The following is a 23714-nucleotide window of genomic DNA, read 5'->3' on the forward strand; positions in this document are numbered from 1 at the left end:
CGGGAGGGCCCATGCACATGTTGTTCCGAATGTTCGGCCCGCGCCGCAGGAAAAACCAGGAAGAGATCGCTGCCCGCGCGGCCGAGGTGATCGTGCAGGTGCTCTTCGACGTCGGCCTCGACCGCTTCCTGGCGGGCACCATGCTGCTCGACCGGCGCTTTCGCCTCCATTTCTACGCCGTGCCGCCGCAGTCCCCGGCCACGGTGCTGGCCAGCATCCCCATGCATGAACTGTGCGAGGCGCGCGTGTTCCGGGCGCAGGTGGTCCGGGCCGGCATCGATGCGCCGACGCTGGCTATCCAGGCGCGCATCATGGCGGACGCCGTCGTGCGCGAGCTGCGCGCCCGCTCGCCGGCCCTGTGCGCGCTGCCGGCCGCGCGCCATGAGCGGCGCCGGCTGTTGCGCACCCGCTAGCGGGTCCGTGCGCGCCGCCTTGCGCAGGGGCGCTATGCTCCATCCGAGGGGCGCGCGGGCGCCCGCCGTCATTCCCGAGAAAAGGTCACCGGCATGAGCGTACGCAACCTCGAGCACCTGTTCGCACCGAAGTCGGTGGCGCTGATCGGCGCTTCCGAGCGGCCGGGCAGCCTGGGCGCGACACTGCTGCACAACCTGCTCGCCGGCAGCTTCAAGGGCGAAGTCCTGTTCGTCAATCCCAAGTACCAGCAGCTGGCCGGACGGCCCTGCCATGCCGACGTGTCCGCGCTGCCCTCGGTGCCGGCGCTGGCCGTGATCTGCACCCCGCCCGCCACCGTCCCGTCCATTGTGCGCCAGCTGGGCGAGCGCGGCACGCGGGCGGCGGTGGTCCTGAGCAGCGGGCTGGCCGCGGAGCGCGGCCTGGCGCGCGGCAAGGGCGGACGCAGCCTGCGCCAGGCCATGCTGGACGCCGCCCATCCCTACCTGCTGCGCCTGCTGGGGCCGAACAGCGCCGGCCTGCTGGCCCCCGGCCTGGGCCTGAACGCCAGCGTGGCCACCAGCGGCGCGCTGCCGGGACGGATCGCCTTCGTGTCGCAATCGGGCGCGCTGATGGTCGGGCTGCTGGACTGGGCGCGCACCCGCGGCATCGGCTTCTCGCATTTCATCGCGCTGGGCGACGCCGCCGACGTCGACCTGGGCGACGTGCTGGACTACCTCGCCAGCGACGGCGGCACTAGCGCGATCCTGCTGTACCTGCAGGACCTGCGCTATGCGCGCAAGTTCATGTCGGCCGCGCGCGCGGCGGCGCGCAGCAAGCCGGTGCTGGTGCTCAAGGCCGGGCGCGAGGACGACCCGGCGCCCGCCGCAGCCAGCGAAAGCGGGGCGCTGGCCAGCCGCGACGACGTGTTCGACGCCGCCATCCGGCGCGCCGGCATGCTGCGGGTGTACACCACCGACCAGCTGTTCTCGGCCGCCGAGACCCTGGCCTATGCGCGTCCCCTGCACGGCGAGCGCCTGGCGATCGTCAGCAACGGCGCCGGCCCCGGCGTGCTGGCGCGCGACGCGCTGGCCTATGGCGGCGGGGTCGAGGCGGTGTTCTCGGAAGCCGCCTGCGCGCGCCTGGATGCGCTGCTGGCGCCCGGCTGGCGGCGCGGCAACGTGGTCGACCTGCAGGGCCGCGCCGCGCCCGAGCTGTATCGCGAAACCCTCGACATCCTGCTGCAGGATCCCGCGGTCGACGCGGTGCTGGCGATCCAGTCGCCCACCGCCACGGTGGCCAGCCGCGACGTCGCCAACGCCATCGCGCCGCTGGTGCGCAGCGCCTCCAAGACCCTGCTCTCGTGCTGGCTGGGCGGGGCCGCCGTGTCGGAGGCGCGCGCGATCGCCTCCGGCGCGCGCCTGCCGGCCTTCCGCACCCCCGAAGACGCGGTGGCCGGCTTCCTGCAGCTGGTGCACTACCGGCGCAACCAGAACCTCTTGATGGAAGTGCCGCCCTCGATGGCGGGCACGGTCACGCCCGACCGCGCCGCCGCGCGCGCGCTGGTGCGCGAAGCCATCGCCGGCGGGCGCTACCTGCTGTCCGATCCCGAGACCAAGGCCATCCTGCGCACCTACGGCATGGCGGTGGTCGAGACGCGCCGGGCCGCCACGGTCGACGAGGCCGTGCACGCGGCGCTGCGCATCGGCTTTCCGGTGGCGGTCAAGATCCTGACGCCGGACGTGATGCACAAATCCGACTTCGGCGGCGTGGCGCTCGACCTCGACAGCGAGGAGGGCGTGCGCGCGGCCGCCACCCGCATGCGCCGCCGCCTGGCCGAGCTGTTCCCGCAGGCCAGGTTCGAGGGCTATTCGGTGCAGGCCATGGTGCGCCGGACCAATGCGCACGAGCTGATCGCCGGCGCCGCCCTGGATCCGGTGTTCGGCCCGGTGATCGTGTTCGGGCAGGGCGGGGTGACGGTGGAGGTGACCGACGACCATTCGGTGGGCCTGCCGCCGCTCAACCTGGTGCTGGCGCGCGACCTGGTCGACCGGACCCGGGTGGCGAAACTGCTGGCGGGCTACCGCAACCGGCCGGCGGTGAACATGGACGCGGTGCTGGCCACGCTGGTGCAGGTCTCGCGCATGGTCTCCGACATTCCCGAAATCGTCGAACTCGACCTGAACCCGCTGCTGGCCGACAGCCGTGGCGCGGTGGTGCTGGACGCGCGCATGCGGCTGGCGCTGGCCGACCGCTCGGGCAGCACCCTGGACCGGCTGGCGATCCGGCCCTATCCGCGCGAGCTGGAAGAAACCATCGACTGGCAGGGCGCGCCATTGCTGCTGCGGCCGATCCGCCCCGAGGACGGCCCGGCCCACCTGGCCTTCTTCGACGCCCTCACGCCGGACGACGTGCGCTACCGGATGTTCGTGCGCGTGCGCGAACTGCAGCCTTCGCAGCTGGCGCGCTTCACCCAGATCGACTACGACCGCGAGATGGCCTTCATCGCCACGCGCCCCAACGCCCAAGGCGTGGCCGAGACCCTGGCGGTGGGACGGGTGGTGGCCGATCCCGACAACATCACGGCCGAATTCGCGGTGACGGTGCGCTCGGACCTGAAGGGCATGGGGCTGGGGAAGATCATGATGCGCAAGCTGATCGACTACTGCCGCGCGCGCGGCACGCGCGAGATCGTGGGCGAGGCGCTGCCGCAGAATTCGCGCATCACCGGGCTGGCCAGGAGCCTCGGGTTCACGGTGAAGTCGAGCGGGCTGGAAGGGATGCGCGAAATGCGCCTGGTGTTGTAGGGTGGTCGGCTCCGCCGACCGCGCGTTCAAATCACGGTTCTGCTGCCTGCGCGGCCATTTCTTTGCCGGTTGAACGCGCGGTCGGGGAACCCGACCACCCTACGAAATATTATTTCATCTGAATAATCAAAATGAGAGAATATTTCACCGCCGGAAGCGCACATCCTCCTGCACCACCTTGGCCTCGCCCTTCGGCTTCTTGGGCTTCTTCGGCTTCTTGACGATCTGCCCGCCGGCGATGGTCTCGGGCACGCGGTGCTCCGGCTCGAAGCCGCTTTCCTCCACCCGCTGCAGGGTCTGGCGGGTCAGGGCCTCGATCGCCGACAGGTATTCCACCTCGTCGGCCGCCACCAGCGACACCGCTTCGCCGGAGGCGCCGGCGCGCCCGGTGCGGCCGGTGCGGTGCACGTAGTCCTCGGCCACGATCGGCAGGTCGACGTTCACCACCACCGGCAGGTCGTCGATGTCGAGGCCGCGCGCGGCGACGTCGGTCGCCACCAGCACCTTCACTTCGCCGGCCTTGAAGCGTTCCAGCGCGCGCAGGCGCGCCGGCTGCGGCTTGTCGCCGTGGATCGCGTCGGCCGGAATGCGCTTGGCGTCCAGCAGGCCGACCAGGTCGTCCACACCCTTGCGGGTCTTGGCGAAGGCCAGCACCTGGGTCCAGCCGTGTTTCTTGAGCAGGTGCAGGAACAGCTCCGGCTTGCGTTTCTTGTCCACCGGCACCAGCCACTGCTTGATGGCCGACACCGTGGTGTTGCGCGGCGAGGCCTCGATGCGCACCGGTTCGCGCAGCAGGCGGTTGGCCATGGCGCGGATCTGGTCCGAGAAGGTGGCCGAGAACAGCAGGGTCTGGCGTTTTTTCGGCAGGGCCGCGAACACCTGGTCGAGCTCTTTCGAAAAGCCCAGGTCCAGCATGCGGTCGGCCTCGTCCAGCACCAGGGTGAGCACCTCGTTGAACTTCACCGCGTTCTGGCGGTGCAGGTCGAGCAGGCGGCCCGGGGTGGCCACCAGCACGTCGACACCCTTGCGCAGGTTCATCATCTGCGGATTGATGCTGACCCCGCCGTAGGCCACCATGGTGCGCAGGTTCAGTCCGGCGCCATAGGCGCGGAAGCTCTCGTGCACCTGTTCGGCCAGCTCGCGGGTGGGCACCAGCACCAGGGCGCGCACGGCATTGCTGCCCACCGCCTTGTCGCGCTTGAACAGGCGCTGCAGGATGGGCAGGGCGAAGCCGGCGGTCTTGCCGGTGCCGGTCTGGGCCGCGGCCATGACGTCCTTGCCGGACAGGACGGCAGGAATCGCCTGCTGCTGCACGGCGGTCGGGGTGGTGTAGTCGAGCGAAACGAGGGTCTGGACGATCGGTTCGATCAGTCCGAGGGCAGCGAAGGGCATGGAAACCTTACGACGAGTAAATGTACAAGCCGTAGTTTACCTTGCCGGACGCGGCAAGCGAAGGGCGCGTGCGGGCTCAGGCCGACAAGACGGCGTTCGAGAGGTCGACGATGGGCTTGACAGGCTCGCGCTGGTCCTTGCAGCCGGTGAGTAACAGGCAGGCAACGACGAGCGCGGCAGGGAGAATGCGGGGCGTCGGCATGATGGCTCCTTTCTGATAAGTGCCATCATACGCCGGTCCGCCTCCGAAATACATATGGCGTCGTGTGCGGCGCCCAGGCTCAGAAGCTGTACGAGACGCTGGCGCGCAGCACCGGATAGATCTTGTAGTCCGAGGCTTCGTCCTGCAGGCGCAGTTCTTCCACGGCGACGTCCTTGGCCAGCTGGCCGCACACGGCGTTCGAGGTGGTGCAGCCGTAGGGAATCAGGTTGACCGTGGCCTTGCCCTGCCAGAAGGCGCCGATGTCGGCGCCGAAGTTCCAGCGCTTGTTCGGGGTAAGGGCGTTGCCCCAGCCGATGCCGAGATAAGGCGCGGCGCGGCGGAAAGTGACGTCGCCCTTGAGGCTGCCGATGTCGGTGGTCGAATAGCTGTTGCCGTTGAAGCTGAACTTGCCGCCGGCGCCGGGCACGCCGGTCGCGTTGAAGCGGGTGCCGTTGTACAGCACGCCGCCGGTCAGGCGGAAGCTGCTGTTCGACAGAGCGTACCAGTCGAACAGGACGTCGAAGGTCGCCAGCTTGCCGTCGAGCTTGTAGTCGACCAGGCCCGAGCGCTTTTCGAAGTCGTGCTTGAAGTAGTTGGCGCCGAAGCGGCCGTTCAGGGTGCGCTCCATCGGGACCACCAGGTGGAAGCCGGCGCCGGTGCTGCCGAGGTCGGCGGTGAGGGCGGCGCCGACCTGGGCCTGGGCCGACGCGGTGGCGGCGAGTGCGGCCAGTGCGGCCAGTGCGATGGGGGTGTGCTTGAGTGCCATGCTGCAAAAACCTTTCTGTGTCGAATCAGCGCAGCATTGTAGCCCCGGCGCTTGCTTCCAGGGAGAAATCCCACGGCGGAACAGGCGGAATGAGGGCGGCGCGCAACGGATTTTTTATGCCGCCGGCGCCGGGTTTCGTCGCCGCTATCCCGGCTCCGTCGCATAATGTCGCTTGGCAACTGAGACCGGCATTAATCTGGCGCTGCCCTGACTACTGAAAGAACATCATGATTGCAAGCATTCTTCACCTCGGACGGCTGCTCCTGGCCTGGCTCGGCTGCTACCTGTTCCTGTGCATCCTGTTCAACGAAACGGTCTTCGAACCCTTGACCGACCGGGACATCGGCGGATATGCCGCCTTGCTGGCGCTGCTGCTGGGCACCTGGGTGGCCTCGGGCGTGTTCTCGCACATCCGCCGGGTGCGCCTGGTGGCGGGCAGCGTCAACGGCAGCACGCTGTCGAACCGCCAGCGCCGCCAGATCGAGATCCCCTTCGAGGCCGGCGAGGCCTTCGACCTGATCGACGCCGCGATCCGCGAACTGCCGGGCATCGAGATCGTCGACTCGGCCCGCGACAGCCTGCAGGTGCGCGCCAAGGTGGCCCGCATCGACCCCTATGGAAGCGGCCATGGCCGCGCCCAGGGCGACGACCGGGCCGGCGGCTGGGCGCTGGACCGCTTCGGCGCGCACCGCAACCAGATCCTGGCCACCGTCACCCCGAACGGCGACGACGCCGGCAGCGTGACCCTGATCTGCGAGCCGGAACCGGCGGCATGGACCGACCTGTTCCTGGTCGACCACGGCACCAACCTGGAAAATGCCGAGGCCATCGGGCGCGCCATTACCCGCCGGGTGGCCGAGCGCCGCCGCGGCGAAGCGGCGCGGGTGCGCCAGACCGCCACCGAGAAGGAGCTCACGGTAGCCAAGCTGAACCTGCTGCACGCCCAGGTCGAGCCGCACTTCCTGTACAACACCCTGGCCAGCGCCCAGGTGCTGACGCGCACCGACCCGGCCCGCGCCGACGAGATGCTGGGCAACCTGATCCAGTACCTGCGCCACTCGCTGCCGCGCACCGAGGATGCACCCTCGACCATCGGCGAGGAACTGGAGCGGGCCCGCGCCTACCTCGACATCCTGAAGATCCGCATGGGCCCGCGCCTGCAGCTGCAGGTCGACGTCCCGGAAGCACTGCGCGGCGTGCTGTTCCCGAGCATGATGCTGCAGACCCTGGTCGAGAACGCGATCAAGCACGGGCTGGAGCCGAAACCGGGTGGCGGCACCATCTGGATCCTGGCGCGCCAGGTCGACAGCAGCGTGGCGGTGACGGTGGCGGACGACGGCCGCGGCTTCACGGCCGAAGGCGCCGGCACCGGGGTCGGCCTGCGCAACGTGCGCGAACGCCTGCGCCTGGCCTACGGCAATGCGGCGTCGTTCTCGATCGTGGCGAACTTCCCGAACGGAGTGGCGGCCACCATCACGGTGCCGCATGCCGTCAACGGCACGACCACCCTGGGCGGCGCGGTCATGGCCGCGGGGGCCTACCATGAATAAGCCGCTCACCTGCGTCGTCGCCGAAGACGAAGCCCTGCTGCGCGAATCGCTGGTCCAGCTGCTCGGCCAGGTATGGCCGGAACTGCAGGTCGTGGCCAGTTGCGAGGACGGCGGCAGCGCGCTGGAAGCCATCGCCGCGCAGCGCCCGGACGTGGCTTTCCTCGACATCCGCATGCCGGGCCTGAGCGGGCTCGAGGTAGCGTCCAGCCTGATCGACTCCGGCCTGCAGACCGAGGTGGTGTTCGTCACCGCCTACGACCAGTACGCGATCGACGCCTTCGAGCGCGGCGCGGTGGACTACCTGCTGAAACCGGTGGCGCGCGAGCGCCTGGCGGGGACGGTGGGGCGGGTCCAGGCGCGCCTGCAGCGCGGCGGCCAGGACAACGAGCAGTTGCGCCAGCTGCAGGCGATGCTGCAGCAGCTGCAGGTGGTGGCGCCGCCGCAGCCGAAGTCGCCGCCGCTGGTGTGGCTGACCGCCAGCCGGGGGCAGGAGACGCGCCTGATCCTGGTCGACGACGTGGCCTACTTCCAGGCCGACAGCAAGTACACGGTGGTGATGACGGCCGAGGGCGAAACCCTGCTGCGCAAGCCGATCCGCGACCTGCTGGAGGTGCTGGACCCGTCCATGTTCAAGCAGGTGCACCGCTCGACCATCGTCAACCTGCGCGCGGTGGCCGGGGTCACCCGCGACGAGAGCGGGCGCGGCAGCTTGCGCCTGAAGAACCGGCCCGAGACCCTGGCGGTGAGCCAGCCCTTCATGGCGCTGTTCCGTAACATGTAGGCGCTGTCCTCCTTCGCTATGGATGAGGTTTGAACTGCTGAGCTGTTTCATGGTCGAACACCGGTCTCCACCACCGGGAAACGAGCATGCGTGCGCCTCATTTCAAGAAGTGGTTTGCCAGACTGCCGGCCCTGAACCTGCCGCAGCGTCTGCACACGCTGGCCGCCCTGCAGCCGGCAGCCGGCTTGGCGCAGGTGACAGCGCTGATCGGCCAGCTTGGCGCGGCGCAGCGGCGCTGTCCCGCTTGCGCCTGCGAACGGTACCACCGGCACGGCCAGGCCAATGGCCTGCCACGCTACCGCTGCCGCGCATGCAGGCGCACTTATAACGACCTGAGCGGCACACCGCTGGCGCGCCTGCGACAGCGCGAAAAATGGCTGAAGTACCTGGGCACGGTCGTGGCTTCGACCTCGGTGCGGACAGCAGCCAGCCAGGTCGGCGTGCACCGCAACACGGCCTTTCGCTGGCGCCACCGCTTTCTCGAGCGCGCCAAGCATGACCGTCCGCAACTGCTCAATGGCATTGCCGAGGCCGACGAGATGTACCTGCTGGAGTCGCAAAAGGGGGCAAAAAAGCTGAACCGTCCGGCGCGCACGCGCGGTGGACGCGCCGGCAAGCGCGGGATCTCGTGCGAGCTCGACTGCATCCTTGTGGCGCGCGACCGCGGCGGGCAAACCATCGATGCCGTGGTCGGCCGTGGCGCCCTGACGGCGGCGCACCTGGCGCGCCACCTGCTGCCCAGGCTCGATCGGCAAGTGCTCCTGGTGAGTGACGGGCATGCCGCCTATCGGGCCTTTGCCCGCCAGCACGGCATTGCGCACCAGGCGGTCGACTTGCGCGCCGGGGTACGGCTACGCCGGAGCACTGCCGGTGCGATCCACGTCCAGAATGTCAACGCCTACCACAGCCGCTTTCGCCAATGGCTGAGCCGCTTTCGCGGCGTGGCCTCGCGCTACCTATCCAACTACCTGGGTTGGCGCTGGGCGCTCGACGGTAACCGGATTGCCTCTGCCGAGCAATTGCTGCGCATTGCGATCGGCCTCATCCATAGTCAACGATGACAGCGCCAACATGTAAGCGAATGTTAAAGCGTGCACAGAGTGTAAGAGTGTGGGCTGGCGCACATTGGGTTCGGTATTTCCGGTGGTAAAGTTCGCCTGTCAAATAACTTGCGAGATTCCCATGAAAGCCCTGATCCTCTGTGCAGCCCTGGCGGGCGCTGCGTTCCCGGCCCTGGCCCAGACCAATGTCAGCATCAGCGTCGGCCAGCCCGGCTTCTACGGCAGGCTCGACATCGGCGACTTCCGCAGCTACGGCCCGCCGCCGGTCTACGTGGCGCAGCCGATCATCGTCGAGCGCCACTACCGCGCGCGCGCCGAGCCGGTCTACCTGCGCGTGCCGCCGGGCCACCGCAAGAACTGGAGCAAGCACTGCCGCAAATACGGCGCCTGCGGCCAGCCGGTGCTGTTCGTGCAGGACCGCTGGTACAACGACGTGTATGCGCCGCGCTACCGCGAAGTGCACTACCAGGAGCGTCACCACGAGCGCGCCCCGGTGCGCGAGTACTATGAAGAGCGCGGCCACGGCGGCGGCCACGGTCATGGCAACGGTCATGGCAATGGTCATGGCAACGGCCACGGCAAGGGCCACGGCCGCGGTCACGGCTAAGCGAGGGCAGGGGCCCCGCGGCGGGCCCCGCATTCGCTGCGCTTACTCTCCCGTGCAGAACTACCTGCACGACCTGCCGACAAAGGCGTCGCGCCGTTCGTGCGCGCGCGCCTCTTCCGCTTCCAGCGTCTTGCGCTTCTCAGGTTTCGTTTCCCGCTTCTTCTGCGCGTCTGCACGACGCCCTATGCCGGCAGCGGCGCCGCGGCCGGCAGCAGGCCTTCGTGCACCAGGTCCTGCCAGAAGGCCGCCGGAATCCTCAGGTCCATCAGCTCGGCGTTGCGGCGCAGGTGGCGGGTGCTGCTGGCGCCGGGAATGGTCGCGACCACCACGGGATGCGCCGCGCCGAACTGCAGGGCCGCCGCGGGCAGGTCGACCCCGTGGCGCGCCGCGACCTGGCGCAGCCGTTCGCGGCGCTGGTGGTGCAGCGGCCTGGCCGGCACGTAGTCGTAGTGGTCGCCGCCGGCCAGGAAGCCCGAATTGAAGGGGCCGCCCAGCACGATGCCGGCGCCGCGCTCGGTGCACAGCGGAAACAGCGCATCGAGCGGGGTGGTCTCCATCAGGGTGTAGCGTCCGGCCAGCAGGAAGATATCGGGATCGGAATCGCGCAGTGCGCGCAGGCAGGGTTCGACCGTATTCACGCCCAGGCCCCAGGCCTTGATCAGGCCTTCCTCGCGCATCCGCACCAGTTCCTCGAAGGCGCCGCCGGGGCCGGCCGCGATCCGGTAGTGGTGGTCGAAGGCCTCGCCCAGGTGGTCGGGCGACAGGTCGTGCACGTAGACCACGTCGATGCTGCCCAGCGCCAGGCGCTGCAGGCTGTCCTCGACCGAGCGGCGCGCCCCGGCGGCGCTGTAGTCGGTCACGCGCCGGAACGGCAGCGAGGACACGAAGGGCGGGGCGATGTCGCCGGCCGGGTCGGGCAGCAGCAGGCGCCCGACCTTGGTCGACAGGGTGTAGTCGTGGCGCGGCCGGGTGCGCAGGGCCTGGCCGAAGCGGTGCTCGGACAGGCCGGTGCCGTAGTGGGGCGCGGTGTCGAAATAGCGGATGCCGCTCTCCCAGGCTACGTCGACCGTGGTGCGGGCCGCCTCGTCGCTGGTGGTGTGGTACATGTCGCCCAGCCCGGTGCCGCCAAGGCCCAGGCGCGTGATCGGTCGGTAGCGCTGGTTCACGTGGAGTCCTTTCGTTGTCGGGTGCTCGCGCCATGCTACACCCGTGCGTGGCGCGCATGATTGCGACACAAAAATGTAACTAACCCACGATGAGCTCCCGACAGACAGGAAAGCTTGGCGTTGCCGGCTACGAAGCAGCCGGCGTCGCATCGCCCAGGCATCCAGGACCAGGGGCGGGGTCGCCTGGGCTGCCACGCGCGGCCAGTGCGAAGCCGGCTTTGCGCCAACGTAGTAAGATTGCCACATCGCCCATGTGCTGGCATTGCCGGACGGGCGCCATGAGAGGAGCTTACTTTGCGTAGCGAATTCGTGATCGTGGGTGGCGGTGCGGGCGGCCTGGAACTGGCCTGCAAACTGGGCCGCAAGCTGGGTCCCGCCAAGGTGACGCTGGTCGACAGCCGGCTGTACCACATCTGGAAGCCCTCGCTGCACGAGGTCGCGGCCGGCACCCTGGACATCCACCAGGAAGGCCTGTCCTACCAGATGCTGGCGCACGACAACGGCTTCAACTTCGTGTTCGGGCCCATGACCGCGCTCGACGCGGCCTCCAGGACCATCACCGTGGGCGCGATCGTCGCCGCCACCGACAACGACGAGGTGCTGCCCGAACGGCGCATCGGCTACGGCTCGCTGGTGATGGCGATCGGCAGCACCTCGAATTATTTCGGCGTGCCCGGAGCCCAGGAAAACACCATCTCGCTCAACGCCACCGAAGACGCCGAACGCTTCCGCCTGCGCATGCTGCGCCTGATGCTGGCCGCGGAACAGGATCACGAGGAAGGCAAGGGCAAGGGGCTGGACGTGGTGATCATCGGCGGCGGCGCCACCGGCGTGGAGCTGGCGGCCGAACTGCGCGAAGCGTCCGGCGCCTACGTCACCTATGGTTTCGACCAGCTCGACGTCCGCCGCGACGTGCGCATCACCATCCTGGAAGGGGCGCCGCGGGTGCTGGCGCCGCTGCCCGAAAAAGTGTCGGTAGCGGCCAACGACCTGCTGGCCAAGCGCGGCATCCGCGTGGTGACCGACTGCCGGGTCACGCAGATCGACCGCGACAAGGTGATCGACAAGGACGGCAAGGTCTATCCCGCCAACCTGTGCGTGTGGGCTGCCGGGATCAAGGCGCCCGACCTGCTGGCGACGCTCGGCTTGCCGACCGCGAAGGGCGGCCAGATCGAGGTCGACGCGCACCTGCGGGTGAAGGGCGCCGCCGACATCTACGCGCTGGGCGACTGCGCCGCCTGCGTCGACGGCAACGGCAACGCGGTGCCGCCGCGCGCCCAGGCCGCGCACCAGCAGGCCGACTACCTGGTCACCACCTTCCTGCGCAAGTCCAAGGGCCACCCGCCGCAGGAGCGGCCCTACGAATACCGCGACTACGGTTCGCTGGTGTCGGTGGGACGCTCCACCAGCGTGGGCAGCCTGATGGGCTCCCTGCGCGGCGCCAGCTGGTTCGTGCAGGGCACGATGGCGCGCCTGATGTACACCAGCCTGCACCTGATGCACCACCGCGCGGTGCTGGGCACCATGCGCACCGGCGTCCTGGCGCTGGCGCGCTTCCTGGTGCGGCGCGCCACGCCGCTGGTCAAGCTGCACTGACCCGAGGCAGCCGGTACCGCCGGCGGCGCCCTCGGTGCTTCCTCAGTGCTTCCTCAGTGCTTCCTCAGTGCTTGCCCAGGGGCCGCCCGGCGGCCGCGCCAAGCGAGGCGTCCTGCTCCGGCGCCAGGAAACGGGTCGAGGGCCGGCCATCGGCGTTATGCTGCACGATGCGCGCCGGCCGCCCTTGCGCATCGAGCCACACCTGGCCGATGCCGGCGCCGTTCCAGACCCGCTCGCCCTGCCTGCGCTGGTCCGGCAGGTAGGGCGTCAGGGCCAGATCGCGGCGCTGGGTGAACCAGTTCAGCGGCGAGCGCGGCGCATACAGCCAGCGGTTCAGGCGGTCGAGCCAGTCGAGCAGGCGGCGCGGGAATGCGTTCTTGATGCCGCTGCTGGTGACCTGCCAGACGTGCGGCGTGCGCTCCCCTTCGGCCAGTTCGGGCGCTTCGCGCAATCGGATATCGTAGGCGAACGAGTAGCGCACGTCGCCCGACAGCACCACGTAATTGGCCGGGGTGCGCGAATGGCGGAAGATGTTCAGCATGCTGCTGGCCGCGCCGCGGTGCGCCATCCAGTTTTCGGCGTCGACGGTCAGTGCCAGGCCGGCGAAGGTGGCAAGCCTTTGTATCACCTCGATCAGCTTGCCCCCGAACATGGGCGAGGGCGAGACGATGACCGCGGCCGTTTCGTCCAGCAGCTCGTGCTGCAGCTGGGTCAGCGATTCCCAGTCCATCAGGCCGGAAGGATGGCCGGGCCTGCGCCGGTTGCGCCAGCGCCGGGTGCGGGTGTCGAGCACGATCACGGTGGGCTTGGTCCGCAGGACGAAGTCCCACTGGCGGAACGACAGCAGGCGCTGGATCAGTGCATCCTGCCTTGTCGCGTCGAGCCGGTTGTCGGCAGCGGCGGTGGCGGCCAGCGCCGCCATGTCGTCCAGCGGCGCCGCGAACACATCGGGGCGGTTGCCCCAGCCCTGGCACAGCATGTAGGCGATCAGCGCATTGCCCACGATGCGGCGCGAGAACGGGTGTTCGTAGGCGGTGCTTTCCCACCTCGCCGACAGGTTCCAGTCGTCGGTGATGTCGTGGTCGTCGAAGATCATCAGGGTCTGGACGTGCGCCAGGAGGCGCGCGGCCTGCGGCAGGTCGCGCCGGAAGCCCGCCAGCGCCTGCGACTCGCGGCGCCAGCGCTGCGCATGGCGGGGCGCCAGTGCGGGGGGCGGCGCATCGGCCACCAGCCGCCACGGCACCGGCGACCAGACCAGCAGGTACATGGCCATCACCTCGGCCAGGGTAACCAGGTGGTTGTGCGCATTGGCCGTGGTGAAGATCGGCTTTTCCTTGCCGCCGAAGAAGCGGTCGCGCAGCGCATCATTGGACTTGAACGCAGGCAGCAGCTCTTCGCGCCGGTAGTAGGCGGCCGGATGGCGGTACAGCGCCTCGCTGTCCGCCACCACCGCGCCCTGCAGGCTTTCGCCATACAGGCCCAGGCGCTCGACCAGCGCGTGGATCGCCGCCAGCGTCGGGCCGGCCACGTCGTCGGCATACACCTGGTCGCCGCACAGCATGAGCATGGCGGGCCGCTCGTCGGCGCGGTCGATGCGAGCGGCCAGCAAGGCGTCTGCGCGCGCCAGGCCGTCGGGCGCCGGATGATGCGGCTTGCGGCACGAACCGAACAGGATATTGTCGCTGCGGCTGCGCAGCACCAGGTTCGGCCGCATGGCGCCGGCATGCAGCAGGTGCGGCGCCCACTGCGCGATGCCGGCCTCCTGGCCGTCGCCCTGCTTCAGCAGCAGGTCGTACTCGATGAGCGTGTCTTCCGGCAGCGGTTCCGGCAGGGCGACATCGATCAGGTGCACGCAGGCGTGGCGGCCGATGCGCAGCACACGGCAGCTGCGCGCGTCCAGCGCCAGGCGCTGTGGCGCGCCGATGGTGGGCGCCAGCACCAGGCTCAGGTCGAGCGGTGCGCTGCCCACCAGCCACAGCACCAGGCGGTCCGGCTCGAGGCGGCGCAGGACAGGGCCGGCAAGCACGGGCGGAAGGCCCTCGGGGGCAGGAGTCTGGATCAATCGGTGCAGGATGCTGGTTTGATGAACCAGCCAGTGTAGCAGACCCGCCGGGCGGGCTGGGCGCGCGAGCCTCAGGCCGCCGGCGCCGCCTTCGGCAGGGTCATGCACAGCGTGGCGCCGCCGCCTTCCTGGCTGCGCAGCTGGAGCGAGCCGCCCAGGAAGCGGGCCCGTTCGCGCAGCAGGCGCAGGCCGTGGCAGCTGGTCGATGCCAGCAATTCGTCGGCGCAGCTGTGTTGGGGCAGGCCGGCGCCGTTGTCGCGCACGGTCAGCATGACCTGGTCGCCGTCGTCGCCCAGGATCACGTCGACCAGGGTCGCGCGCGCATGCGCGGCCGCGTTGCGCAGGCCTTCCTCGGCGCAGCGCAGCAGCACCACGCCCTGGGTGCGGGTGTACGAAACATCCTCGTCCGGCAGGCTGGTGCGTGCCTTGATGCCGTGGGCGGCGGCAAGGCCCGGCACCAGTTCGGCCAGCGCGGCTTTCAGGCCGAGGAATTCGAGCTTGTCGTTCCACAGATCGAGCTGCATCTTGCGGTTGGTCTCGATGATCTGCGCGAGCAGCTGCTTCATCTGCGCGCTGCGGTCGCGCATCGACTGGTTCTCGGCCGGGATGTGCTGGGTGAGCAGGGCCAGGTGCATGGTCAGCGCCGTCATCGACGAGCCGAGGCTGTCGTGCAGCTGGCGCGCCAGCAGCCGGCGTTCCTCGTCCCAGCAGGCGGCGAGGTAGCCCAGCATCTCGGTGAGTTCAGCGGTGCGGTCCACGACCGGCACTGTGGATGCGACAGCGGCCGTGTCGGGCTGCGGATGTGCCGGTTCGGTCATCGTAGGCTCGGTTGAATGTTTCCCAAATAATACATCACTCCGCGGCATGGCGGCGCGCAAGCCGCGTGCACGGTCGCAGCCGGGGCGCCGGGACAGCGTGCGCTGCCGTACAGTCGCGCCGCCGGTTTCGGGCGAAGCTTGGGGCGTGGCGGATGCCACTTTATTAACAGACGCATCTAACAATCGGGGGTACGACAATGACGACCGCAAGCAAGACGCAGGATGCCATCACGCTGCTGACCGCGCAGCACCGCGAAGTGCACGCGATGTTCGAGAAGTTCGAGAACATGACCGATCGCGCCAAGGTCAGCAAGAAAAAGCTGGCCGACGAGATCTGCCAGGCGCTGATCATGCACACCACCATCGAGGAAGAAATCCTGTATCCGGCGGTGCGCGAAGCCAGCGAGGAAACCGAGGACCTGGTCGACGAAGCCGTGGTCGAGCACGCATCGGCCAAGGACCTGATCGCCCAGATCCAGGAAATGGACCCGGGCGACGAGCTGTACGACGCCAAGGTGAAGGTGCTGGGCGAGATGGTCGACCACCACGTCGAGGAAGAAGAACAGGAGATGTTCCCGAAAATGAAGGAACTCAAGCTGGACCTGCAGGCGCTGGGCCAGGAAATGGCGGCGCGGGCGGCGGAGCTGCAGTAAGCCGGCTCCGGGGCGGCAGCGGCCGTCCCGGACGCGCCGGGATGGCGCCGGCGGCCGGAATCCTCAGGCCGCGTCGGCCGGCAGCAGCTTGGCCGGCGCCAGCGCTTCGAGCAGCTGGTCCATGCCCACCGGTTTCACCAGGTGCTGGTCGAAACCCGCCTCCAGCACGCGGCGCTGGTCTTCGGCCAGGCCGTAGCCGGTCAGTGCGATCAATCGAATGCCGCTGGTGCTGGGGTCGCCCCGCAGGCGGCGCGCCACTTCATAGCCGTCGATGCCGGGCAGGCCGATGTCCACCAGGGCCGCGGCCGGCTTGCCGGCCTGTGCCGCCGCCACGCCCTGCAGGCCGTCGGCGGCCGTGGCCACCGGGAAGCCGTGGGCGGCCAGCATGGTGGCCATCATCTCGCGTCCATCGTCATTGTCTTCGATCAGCAGCACCGAGGGCTTGCCGCTGTTGTCGCCGGCGCTCTGCTGCGGCGCCTGGGCGGCGACGGCCGGCTCGGTGCGCGGCAGGCGGATCATGAAGCTGCTGCCGTTGCCGCTGCCGGAGCTAGCGGCGCTGACGCTGCCGCCGTGCAGCTCCACCAGGCGCCGCACCAGCGACAGGCCGATGCCCAGGCCGCCCTGCGAGCGGTCGATCGAGATCGCGCCCTGCACGAACACGTCGAACACATGCGGCAGCAGCTCTTCGGGGATGCCGACGCCGCTGTCGCGCACCGTCAGCACTACATCCTCGCCCGACTGGGCCAGGCTGATGTCGATGTTGCCGCCGCTGGGGGTGTACTTGAGCGCGTTGTCCAGCAGGTTCGAGGTGATCTGCTCGAGGCGGGTCGGGTCGCCGTCCACCCAGTTCGGGGCCAGGTCGACGCTGAAGCGGTAGCCGGCGGTGCGGCCGGTGGCGCGGAAGGTCTCGAGGCAGCCCGAGACCAGGTTCGACAGGTCGATTGGCTTGCGCGTGAGCAGGATCTTGCCCGACATCGCACGCGACAGGTCGAGCAGGTCGTCGACGATGCGCGACAGGTGCTGGCTCTGGCGCTGGATGATCTGCTTGGCGCGTCCCACGGTTTCGGCGTTGGCGCCCGGCAGGCCGATCAGCGAGGAAGCGCTGCTGATCGCCGACAGCGGGTTGCGCAGCTCGTGGCCGAGCATGGCGAGGAATTCGTCCTTGGCGTGGCTCTTGCGTTCGGCGTCGCGGCGTTCTTCCATCTCGCGCACCAGGCGGCGGTTGGTGGCGGTCAGTTCGGTGGTGCGCTGCGACAGCTTCTCGGCCTGGCGCTTGAGCTGCTCGTTCTTCATCGCCAGCGCCACGAACACCGACACCTTGGCATGCAGGATCTGCGGGATCACCGGGGTGAACAGGAAATCGGCGGCGCCGCGCTGGTAGGCCTTCAGGCGGTCGATCTCGTCGGCCAGGAAGGCGGTCACGAAGATGATCGGGATGTCGGCCGAGCGGGCGCGCTGGTGGATCGCCTCGGCCGTCTCGAAGCCGTCCATGCCCGGCATGTTGACGTCGAGCAGGATCACCGCGAAATCGTGGAGCAGCACCTGGCGCAAGGCCTCCTGGCCGGAGCGGGCCGAATGGACGCTGTAATTGCTCTCGTCCGCCCATTGGTCGAGCAGACTCGTCAGCGCGAGGAGGCTGGCGGCGTCGTCGTTGACGACCAGGATCTTGGGTTTATCAGTATCGGCCACGATGCAATGTCATGCTTTCGCCAGAAGATTTGCCTTCAGGCAAGGGTATACCAGATCACGAACGGCAGCGTAATGAAATCGCTGTAATAACAAAGAATGATATCACGAGCAATTTAAGTGCAAATAGGCAAAAATCAATCGTGCGCGCGGTGACGATGTTCGGTGCCGCACATACGCCGCAGAGTGGGTGTGCGATAGTGGAATCGTCCAGTTCAACCGTATCCATGGAAGACGGGGCTGCCTACATGAAAGGACACGCAATGAATATCGACTCTATCGTCAATCAGGATTATCACGGCAAATCGCTGGCTGAACTCGTCAATGCGCCACTCAGCGCACTATGCGGTGTCAGCGAACAACAGGCCAGCGCCTTTGCCGCCGCCGGCGTACGCACCATCGGCGAGCTGGCCAATATGCGCTTGGTCAACTATGCAATTGCCATCAAGGCACTGGCCGGTTGCGAAGGCGCGACCGGCAAGGAGCAGGCGGAAGAAGAACTGCTCGACGACGCCGTCGAGATGACCTTCCCGGCCAGCGATCCGGTCTCGGTCCAGTCCAGCATCACCCGGATCGAAGTGGCGCCGGACAAGGTCGACGCCAGCCGCGACCACCAGGCTGCCCAGGCCATCGAAGCCAATAGGGAAGAGATGCTGCGCACGGCGGAGATCAATACCAGGTACCTGCAGAAGGACGAGGGCGGGAACCGCTAGACGGCGCTTGCCGTCGTGCGATGACGGGCCACGGGCGGCGCCAGCCTCCCGTGGCCCGTTTTTCATGTCGCCTGCTTCAGGGCTCATGACATGGCCGCAATGACATTGGCCGGAATAATGCCAGCAGCATCATTCCGGCCAGTTCATGGTCCGGCTGGAAGAGGGGTAATCAGCGATGCGCGGCGGTTTCGACTGCGGGCGCGGGCGCCGCCGCCTTGGCGCCGGACTGGCGGTTGGCCGCCGGCGAGCAGAAGCGGTTCTTGCCGGCGCGCTTGGCTTCGTACAGGGCGTAGTCGGCGATGCTGATCAGGGCGTCCACCGATTCGGCGTCGTCCGGATAGATGCTGATGCCGATCGAGGTCGACAGGCGCAGCGTGAGGTCGTTGATGAAGTAGGGCTCGGACACCGCCTCGACCAGCTTGGCGGCCGGTCCCTGGGCGTCGGCCAGGCTGTGGATCTCGCCCAGCACCACCATGAATTCGTCGCCGCCGAGGCGGGCCACGGTGTCTTCCTTGCGCGAGCTGGCCAGCAGGCGCTGCGACACCATCTTGAGGATGTCGTCGCCGTAGGCGTGGCCATAGGTGTCGTTGATCGCCTTGAAGCCGTCCAGGTCGAGGTACATGATCGCGGCCTTGGTATGGCTGCGGTTGGCGTGCTGCAGGGCGGTCTCGATGCGGTCTTCCAGCAGGCGGCGGTTGGGCAGGCCGGTGAGGGCGTCGTGCAGCGCCAGTTCCTGCTGCGCGCGCGAATATTGCGCCAGTTCCTTGTAGAGCAGGCGCACCTCGAGCATGTTGTGGATGCGCTTGTGCACCTCGAGCAGGTCGAAGGGCTTGCTGATGAAGTCGCGCGCGCCGGCTTCCAGCGCGGCGATCTTGAAGCTCGGCTGGGCCGTCAGGGCCAGCACCGGCAGGTAGCCGCCCTGTTCAATTTCCTTCAGGCCCTTCATGACCTGGAAGCCGTTCAGGCCCGGCATCTGCAGGTCGAGCAGGATCAGGTCGTAGTTGTGCTCGCGGTGCAGCGGGCAAACCTGCTCGGGCAGCATCGTCGAACTCACGCAAGTGTAGCCTTCTTCGCGCAATATCTCTTCCATCAGCTCGATATTGTCGGGCGAGTCGTCCACCACCAGGATCTTCGCGTTCAAAATGTCTTGTCTGCTCGGCATGCTCGTTCTCTTGTATGCTGTCGGGAGTATGTTCCATTTCCATTTGGAATGGACACATCCCATCTCTTCATAGTCTAGCAAAGCTCATAAAATTTCTTGTAGGACAGCGCCGCGTGTCGCGGTAGGATCATCAACGACCGTGTTCCTGTGCGTCCCCGGCCGGCCTGGCCAGCGCCGCCGGCTTGGCCGGCGCGGCCACCGAGGCCACCGCGGCAATCAGTTCTCCCGGTTCCACCGGCTTCGAAATATGGGTTGAAAAACCCGCTTCCAGCGCCTTCAAGCGGTCTTCCGGACGGGCGAACGCGGTCAGCGCGATCGCCGGCAGCTGGCCGCCCAGCTCGCGCGGCAACGCGCGCACCCAGCCGATCAGTTCGAAGCCGTCGACCTCGGGCATGCCCAGGTCGCTGATCAACAGGTCGGGGCGGTCGGCGCGCAGGGCGTCGAAGGCCTCGCGCGCGCTGGCCGCCACCCGCACCCGGGCGTGGCAATCGGTCAGGATGCGGGCGATCAGCTCGCGTCCGTCGCGTGCGTCGTCCACCACCAGCACCGTCAGTCCGTTCAGGTCGCGTGCGGCGGCTTCGGGTGCTTCCGGCGTCGGCATCGGCGCCGGGGTGGTGCGCAGCAGGCGCCCGGCCCCGGCCGGCGCCTCGGCACGCGGCAGTTCGATCGTGAAGCTGGCGCCCAGGCCCTCGCCGGGGCTCTCGGCGCGCACCGTGCCGCCGTGCTGCTCGACCAGGTGCTTGACGATCGACAGGCCCAGTCCGAGGCCGCCATGGCGGCGCGTCATGGAAGCGTCTTCCTGGCGGAAACGTTCGAACACGTGGGTGATGAACTCGGAGCGGATGCCGACGCCGTTGTCGCGCACCGTGATCGCCACCACCTTGCCGCCCTGGGCCTCGCGCTCGTTCACCTCCACCGCCACCTTGCCGTCGCGCGGAGTGAACTTGATCGCATTCGACAGCAGGTTCCAGATCACCTGCTGCAGCCGGCCGGCGTCGCCGGCCACCAGCGCCCCTGGGGCCTCGTAGTGCTTCTCGATGGCGATGTGCTTGGCGTCGGCCGCCGGACGCACGGTCTCGATGGCGGCGTCGATGAAGGAAGTCGGCGCGATCGCCTGCATGTCGAGCAGTACCTTGCCCGAGGTGATGCGGCTCATGTCGAGCAGGTCTTCGATCAGCTGGGCCTGGGCGCGCGCGTTGCGCTCGATGGTCTGCAGGCCGCGCTGCAGGTCGGCGCCATCGCGGCTGCCGCGGCGCAGCACCTGCGACCAGCCGAGGATGGCCGATAACGGGGTACGCAGTTCGTGCGACAGGGTGGCCAGGAATTCGTCCTTCATCTGGCTGCTGCGCTCGGCTTCGGCGCGGGCTTCGCGTTCGTTTTCGAGCAGCACCTTGCGCTCCTCGGCGGCGCGGCGGGTGGCGTCGTACAGGCGGATGTTGTCGACCGCGATCGCGGCCTGGGCGGCGATGCCGCGCACGATGCGCTCGCTGCGCTCGTTGAACACGCCTGCTTCCGGGTGGCCGAACACCATGGTGCCGAGCAATTCGCCCGAGCGCGCGGCCACCGGCACCGCCATGTAGGAACGCACTGCGCGGTGGCCGCCGGGCAGGCCGAACTGGGGCGCGGCGCCGGCATGGCGCGGGTCGCAGGCCAGGTCGGCGCTGCGCACCAGGCCATCGGCGCGCAGCGCGGGCGGGTAGAGCGCATCCACGCGCGCCGCGTCCAGGCCCTGGAATTGGCTCGATGCCGCCGCGCCCGCCGCCATCGAGAACACGGCGCCGTCGTCCGCCTGGCCGTAGTGGATGAAGGCGCCGAAGCGCGCACTGCTGACGCCCAGCGCGGCTTCGGTGGCGGCGCGCAGCAGCGCGCGCAGGTCGAGGGTCGAGGCCAGCACGTTGCCGGTATTGTTGAGCAGTTCGAGCACGTGCGACTCGTCGCGTAGCGCCTGCTCGGCGCGCTTGACCTGGTCGACGTCGGTATTCGTGCCGAACCAGCGCACCACGCGGCCTTCGGCGTCGCGCACTGCGCTCACCCGCGTCAGGTACCAGCGGTAGCCGCCATCGGCGCCGCGCAGCGGGAATTCCATCTCGAAGGGCTCGCCGGTGCGGATGGTGTCGCGCCAGCGCGCCATCACCGCCGACAGGACGCTCGGTTCGATCACCTGTTGCCAGCCCCAGCCGACGCTCTGCTGCGGCGTGCGCCCGGTGTAGGCGTACCAGCGGTCGTTGAACCAGACGATGCCGCCGTCGGTGCCGGCCATCCAGGCCAGCTGCGGGATGGTGTTGGCCAGGGCGCGCAGCAGTTCCTCGCTCTGGCGCAGGGTGTCCTCGGCGCTCTTGCGGCCGCTGATGTCCTGCACCACGCCGGTCATGCCGACCAGGGTTTCCTGGCCCTTGCGCTCGGCATAGTCGGGGCGCCCGACCAGGGCCACCCAGCGCGTCGCGCCGTGGCCGGACTCGTGCGGATCGGCGGGCTTGCCGCCATGGCTGGCGGCAACCCGGCATTCGATGTTCAGGTCGGCGCGCGCCTTGAAGGCCTTGAGCACGGCGCGCCGCACCTGGATCCGATGCTCGGGGTGCAGGCGCGCGCGCAACTGCGGCCAGGGCAGGGGCGTCTCGGCCGGCAGTCCCAGGATGCCGGCGGCGCGCGGTCCCAGGATGACGCGGTCGAGCGCCGCATCCCAGCGCCAGTCGCCCAGGCGGCCGGCCGCCAGCGCCACCTGCAGGCGGTTGTTGTTCTCGACCAGGGCCTGCTGGTCCAGCTTGCGCTGGGTGATGTCCTGGAAGTACAGGGTCAGGCCATCGGGCGAAGGGTGCAGGCGCATCTCGAGCCAGCACTGCAGGCGCACATAATAGAAGTCGCGCACCACGGTCTCGCGCTGCTCCATGGCGCGCCGGCAGTCCTCGGCCACCGAGGTGCCGTGCAGGTCCTCGAACTCTTTCCACAGGTTCTTGCCGAGCAGGCCGGCGCGGTGCTTGTCGAGCGGCGCGATCATGTCGAGCGCGCGCCCGTTGATATAAATGATGCGCCATTCGCGGTCGACCGCGCAGAAGCCGTCCGACAGGCTCTCGAGCATGTTTTCCATGCGCTCGTTGGCGCGCCGCAGCGCTTCCTGCGCGGCCAGCAGCTCGTCTTCGGCGCGCTGGCGCGCGGCCAGCACGCTCTGCGCATTGCGCAGCGCGGCCGTGCGCATCATCTCGAGTTCGTGCTCGTCGCTCATGCACCCCCCTCCAGCAGCATGGCGGCCAGGCGCGTGCCTTCGACCCGCGCTGCTACCTTTGCGAACGCGGTGGCGCGGCTGACGCTGTCGTCGTCGAAGAAGGGCGCGAAGCCGGCATCGTCGGTGGTGCCGAGGCGGTCCGCAGGGAGGTAGCGCGCCGCCAGCAGCACCCGGTCGCGCACCTCCTCAAGGCTTTCGACCTGCGGGTTGGCCGGGTCGGTCACGCCGACGAACACGCGCTGGTCCGGGCGCGCATAGTCGCGCGCGATGCGCAGCACGCGTTCGGGTTCGGGCTGGCCGGCCATGGCGATATAGACGCTGCCGGCGCGGATTTCGAACAGCGCCGGGAGCAGTTCGGCATAGTCGACGTGCTCGTCCGCGGCCGGGCGGGCGCCGGCCGGCCGTATCCCGGCAGCCGACACGTGCAGCCCGATCAGGGCCCGCTCGGCGCTCGAAAAGCGGCTCAGGGCCATGTTGTTCAGGTGGATGAAACTGGCCAGCAGGGCGCCGCTCGGATCGAGCCGCATCGCCAGCGGTCCTTCGGCGAAATCGATCTGCACCTTGTGCGCGCCGGCTTCCAGGCAGCGCCGGATCTCGGTTTCGTGTTCGCGCACCAGGTCGTCCAGGAATTGCTCGCGCGGATAGCCCGGCAGGCCGTCGGGCGGGTAGAGCAGCGACAGCGCCGACGGCGAGATGATGGCCTGTTTGACCGGTTGGGTGGCGTGGCGCCGCGCCGCGCGCAGGAACTGGTCGGCATGGCATCGGTAGCGGAACGGGCCGTGGGTCAGGCGCGGCATGCGGTGGCGCGCAGCTTTGCTGCCGTTGGACAGGGGAATCATGAAGCCGTCCGGCGCGGTATTCGCCGCGCCGCGCACCGGGTAGCACCAGAAGTTGTCGAGCTTGCCCTGTTCGCCGTCGCTGATGACGGGGGCGCCGGTCGCCTCGAACTCGGCCACGGTGGCGCGCACCGCCGCATCGAGCAGGGGCGCGAGTTCGTGCGGCCCGGCGCCGCCACGGATCGCGGCGACCAGCTCGGGCGGGCGGGGAATGCTGCCGATCGGTTCAGTCGGAATCATCATCGC

Annotated in this window: 19 protein-coding genes; 9 read left to right on the forward strand and 10 right to left on the reverse strand. The window is 68.8% G+C overall.

Annotated features, from left to right (window positions below):
• Positions 1 to 11 precede the first annotated feature (11 nt).
• Together AB3347_RS02650 and AB3347_RS02655 are read left to right on the forward strand one after the other, a co-directional pair.
• Entirely contained in the window at positions 12 to 413 is a 402-nt protein-coding gene (locus AB3347_RS02650) for a hypothetical protein (RefSeq protein WP_369090210.1), read from the forward strand.
• Positions 414 to 506: 93 nt separating this feature from the next.
• The gene (locus AB3347_RS02655; RefSeq protein ID WP_369090211.1) at positions 507 to 3197 is read left to right on the forward strand and encodes a GNAT family N-acetyltransferase; all 2691 of its coding nucleotides are present in this window, start codon (positions 507 to 509) and stop codon (positions 3195 to 3197) included.
• Between the two features lie 144 nt (positions 3198 to 3341).
• Here the strand turns inward: AB3347_RS02655 and AB3347_RS02660 are convergent, their stop codons facing one another.
• The 3 genes from AB3347_RS02660 to AB3347_RS02670 form a co-directional block, all read right to left on the reverse strand.
• Positions 3342 to 4589: a DEAD/DEAH box helicase gene (locus tag AB3347_RS02660; RefSeq protein WP_369090212.1), complete on the reverse strand. Its 1248-nt coding sequence runs from the start codon at positions 4587 to 4589 to the stop codon at positions 3342 to 3344.
• Between the two features lie 76 nt (positions 4590 to 4665).
• Entirely contained in the window at positions 4666 to 4791 is a 126-nt protein-coding gene (locus AB3347_RS02665) for a hypothetical protein (RefSeq protein WP_369090213.1), read from the reverse strand.
• Between the two features lie 79 nt (positions 4792 to 4870).
• Positions 4871 to 5557, reverse strand: coding sequence for a hypothetical protein (locus AB3347_RS02670; RefSeq protein WP_369090214.1), 687 nt, complete (start codon positions 5555 to 5557; stop codon positions 4871 to 4873).
• Between the two features lie 227 nt (positions 5558 to 5784).
• Between AB3347_RS02670 and AB3347_RS02675 the strand changes: the two genes are divergently transcribed.
• The 4 genes from AB3347_RS02675 (at position 5785) to AB3347_RS02690 (ending at position 9556) form a co-directional block, all read left to right on the forward strand.
• On the forward strand, positions 5785 to 7107 hold the full coding sequence (locus AB3347_RS02675; protein WP_369090215.1) for a sensor histidine kinase: 1323 nt from the start codon (positions 5785 to 5787) through the stop codon (positions 7105 to 7107).
• The gene (locus tag AB3347_RS02680; protein ID WP_369090216.1) at positions 7100 to 7888 is read left to right on the forward strand and encodes a LytR/AlgR family response regulator transcription factor; all 789 of its coding nucleotides are present in this window, start codon (positions 7100 to 7102) and stop codon (positions 7886 to 7888) included. Before AB3347_RS02675 ends, AB3347_RS02680 begins: the two co-directional genes overlap by 8 nt.
• A gap of 86 nt (positions 7889 to 7974) precedes the next feature.
• The gene (locus tag AB3347_RS02685; RefSeq protein ID WP_369090217.1) at positions 7975 to 8949 is read left to right on the forward strand and encodes an IS1595 family transposase; all 975 of its coding nucleotides are present in this window, start codon (positions 7975 to 7977) and stop codon (positions 8947 to 8949) included.
• Between the two features lie 121 nt (positions 8950 to 9070).
• Positions 9071 to 9556, forward strand: a complete 486-nt coding sequence (locus AB3347_RS02690; RefSeq protein WP_369090218.1) for a hypothetical protein — start codon at positions 9071 to 9073, stop codon at positions 9554 to 9556.
• A gap of 182 nt (positions 9557 to 9738) precedes the next feature.
• On the opposite strand, the gene AB3347_RS02695 is transcribed toward AB3347_RS02690, so the two are convergent.
• Positions 9739 to 10722, reverse strand: coding sequence for an aldo/keto reductase (locus AB3347_RS02695; protein WP_369090219.1), 984 nt, complete (start codon positions 10720 to 10722; stop codon positions 9739 to 9741).
• A gap of 294 nt (positions 10723 to 11016) precedes the next feature.
• Here AB3347_RS02695 and AB3347_RS02700 point away from each other — a divergent pair, with 294 nt between their 5' ends.
• Entirely contained in the window at positions 11017 to 12318 is a 1302-nt protein-coding gene (locus AB3347_RS02700; protein WP_369090220.1) for an NAD(P)/FAD-dependent oxidoreductase, read from the forward strand.
• Positions 12319 to 12382: 64 nt separating this feature from the next.
• On the opposite strand, the gene AB3347_RS02705 is transcribed toward AB3347_RS02700, so the two are convergent.
• Together AB3347_RS02705 and AB3347_RS02710 are read right to left on the reverse strand one after the other, a co-directional pair.
• Positions 12383 to 14344 carry an alkaline phosphatase family protein gene (locus tag AB3347_RS02705; RefSeq protein ID WP_369090221.1) on the reverse strand — a complete coding sequence of 654 codons (1962 nt, stop codon included), beginning with the start codon at positions 14342 to 14344 and terminating at the stop codon, positions 12383 to 12385.
• A 107-nt stretch (positions 14345 to 14451) separates the two neighbouring features.
• The gene (locus tag AB3347_RS02710) at positions 14452 to 15198 is read right to left on the reverse strand and encodes a sensor histidine kinase (RefSeq protein ID WP_369090222.1); all 747 of its coding nucleotides are present in this window, start codon (positions 15196 to 15198) and stop codon (positions 14452 to 14454) included.
• A gap of 197 nt (positions 15199 to 15395) precedes the next feature.
• Between AB3347_RS02710 and AB3347_RS02715 the strand changes: the two genes are divergently transcribed.
• Positions 15396 to 15851 carry a hemerythrin domain-containing protein gene (locus tag AB3347_RS02715; protein WP_369090223.1) on the forward strand — a complete coding sequence of 152 codons (456 nt, stop codon included), beginning with the start codon at positions 15396 to 15398 and terminating at the stop codon, positions 15849 to 15851.
• A 63-nt stretch (positions 15852 to 15914) separates the two neighbouring features.
• Here the strand turns inward: AB3347_RS02715 and AB3347_RS02720 are convergent, their stop codons facing one another.
• Positions 15915 to 17540 (reverse strand): response regulator, encoded by a 1626-nt coding sequence (locus AB3347_RS02720; RefSeq protein ID WP_369090224.1) that lies wholly within the window; start codon positions 17538 to 17540, stop codon positions 15915 to 15917.
• A 260-nt stretch (positions 17541 to 17800) separates the two neighbouring features.
• On the opposite strand from AB3347_RS02720, the gene AB3347_RS02725 reads away from it, so the two are divergent.
• Complete coding sequence (locus AB3347_RS02725) at positions 17801 to 18250, forward strand: hypothetical protein (protein ID WP_369090225.1); 450 nt, start codon at positions 17801 to 17803, stop codon at positions 18248 to 18250.
• A gap of 169 nt (positions 18251 to 18419) precedes the next feature.
• On the opposite strand, the gene AB3347_RS02730 is transcribed toward AB3347_RS02725, so the two are convergent.
• The 3 genes from AB3347_RS02730 to AB3347_RS02740 form a co-directional block, all read right to left on the reverse strand.
• Entirely contained in the window at positions 18420 to 19412 is a 993-nt protein-coding gene (locus tag AB3347_RS02730) for a diguanylate cyclase (protein ID WP_369090226.1), read from the reverse strand.
• Between the two features lie 130 nt (positions 19413 to 19542).
• Complete coding sequence (locus AB3347_RS02735; protein ID WP_369090227.1) at positions 19543 to 22632, reverse strand: ATP-binding protein; 3090 nt, start codon at positions 22630 to 22632, stop codon at positions 19543 to 19545.
• Positions 22629 to 23711 (reverse strand): 5-methyltetrahydropteroyltriglutamate--homocysteine methyltransferase, encoded by a 1083-nt coding sequence (locus AB3347_RS02740; protein ID WP_369090228.1) that lies wholly within the window; start codon positions 23709 to 23711, stop codon positions 22629 to 22631. The genes AB3347_RS02735 and AB3347_RS02740 overlap by 4 nt, the downstream gene beginning before the upstream one ends.
• Positions 23712 to 23714 lie beyond the last annotated feature (3 nt).

This window comes from Massilia sp. X63 (genome assembly GCF_041023745.1).
In the GTDB taxonomy this organism is placed as follows: domain Bacteria; phylum Pseudomonadota; class Gammaproteobacteria; order Burkholderiales; family Burkholderiaceae_D; genus Telluria.

Excerpts from the sequence above, each read along its gene's own strand:
- AB3347_RS02650 (WP_369090210.1), top strand. The coding sequence starts at position 12 with ATGCACATGTTGTTCCGAATGTTCGGCCCGCGCCGCAGGAAAAACCAG.
- AB3347_RS02655 (WP_369090211.1), top strand. The coding sequence starts at position 507 with ATGAGCGTACGCAACCTCGAGCACCTGTTCGCACCGAAGTCGGTGGCG.
- AB3347_RS02660 (WP_369090212.1), bottom strand. The coding sequence starts at position 4,589 with ATGCCCTTCGCTGCCCTCGGACTGATCGAACCGATCGTCCAGACCCTC.
- AB3347_RS02665 (WP_369090213.1), bottom strand. The coding sequence starts at position 4,791 with ATGCCGACGCCCCGCATTCTCCCTGCCGCGCTCGTCGTTGCCTGCCTG.
- AB3347_RS02670 (WP_369090214.1), bottom strand. The coding sequence starts at position 5,557 with ATGGCACTCAAGCACACCCCCATCGCACTGGCCGCACTGGCCGCACTC.
- AB3347_RS02675 (WP_369090215.1), top strand. The coding sequence starts at position 5,785 with ATGATTGCAAGCATTCTTCACCTCGGACGGCTGCTCCTGGCCTGGCTC.
- AB3347_RS02680 (WP_369090216.1), top strand. The coding sequence starts at position 7,100 with ATGAATAAGCCGCTCACCTGCGTCGTCGCCGAAGACGAAGCCCTGCTG.
- AB3347_RS02685 (WP_369090217.1), top strand. The coding sequence starts at position 7,975 with ATGCGTGCGCCTCATTTCAAGAAGTGGTTTGCCAGACTGCCGGCCCTG.
- AB3347_RS02690 (WP_369090218.1), top strand. The coding sequence starts at position 9,071 with ATGAAAGCCCTGATCCTCTGTGCAGCCCTGGCGGGCGCTGCGTTCCCG.
- AB3347_RS02710 (WP_369090222.1), bottom strand. The coding sequence starts at position 15,198 with ATGACCGAACCGGCACATCCGCAGCCCGACACGGCCGCTGTCGCATCC.
- AB3347_RS02715 (WP_369090223.1), top strand. The coding sequence starts at position 15,396 with ATGACGACCGCAAGCAAGACGCAGGATGCCATCACGCTGCTGACCGCG.
- AB3347_RS02725 (WP_369090225.1), top strand. The coding sequence starts at position 17,801 with ATGAATATCGACTCTATCGTCAATCAGGATTATCACGGCAAATCGCTG.
- AB3347_RS02730 (WP_369090226.1), bottom strand. The coding sequence starts at position 19,412 with ATGCCGAGCAGACAAGACATTTTGAACGCGAAGATCCTGGTGGTGGAC.
- AB3347_RS02735 (WP_369090227.1), bottom strand. The coding sequence starts at position 22,632 with ATGAGCGACGAGCACGAACTCGAGATGATGCGCACGGCCGCGCTGCGC.
- AB3347_RS02740 (WP_369090228.1), bottom strand. The coding sequence starts at position 23,711 with ATGATGATTCCGACTGAACCGATCGGCAGCATTCCCCGCCCGCCCGAG.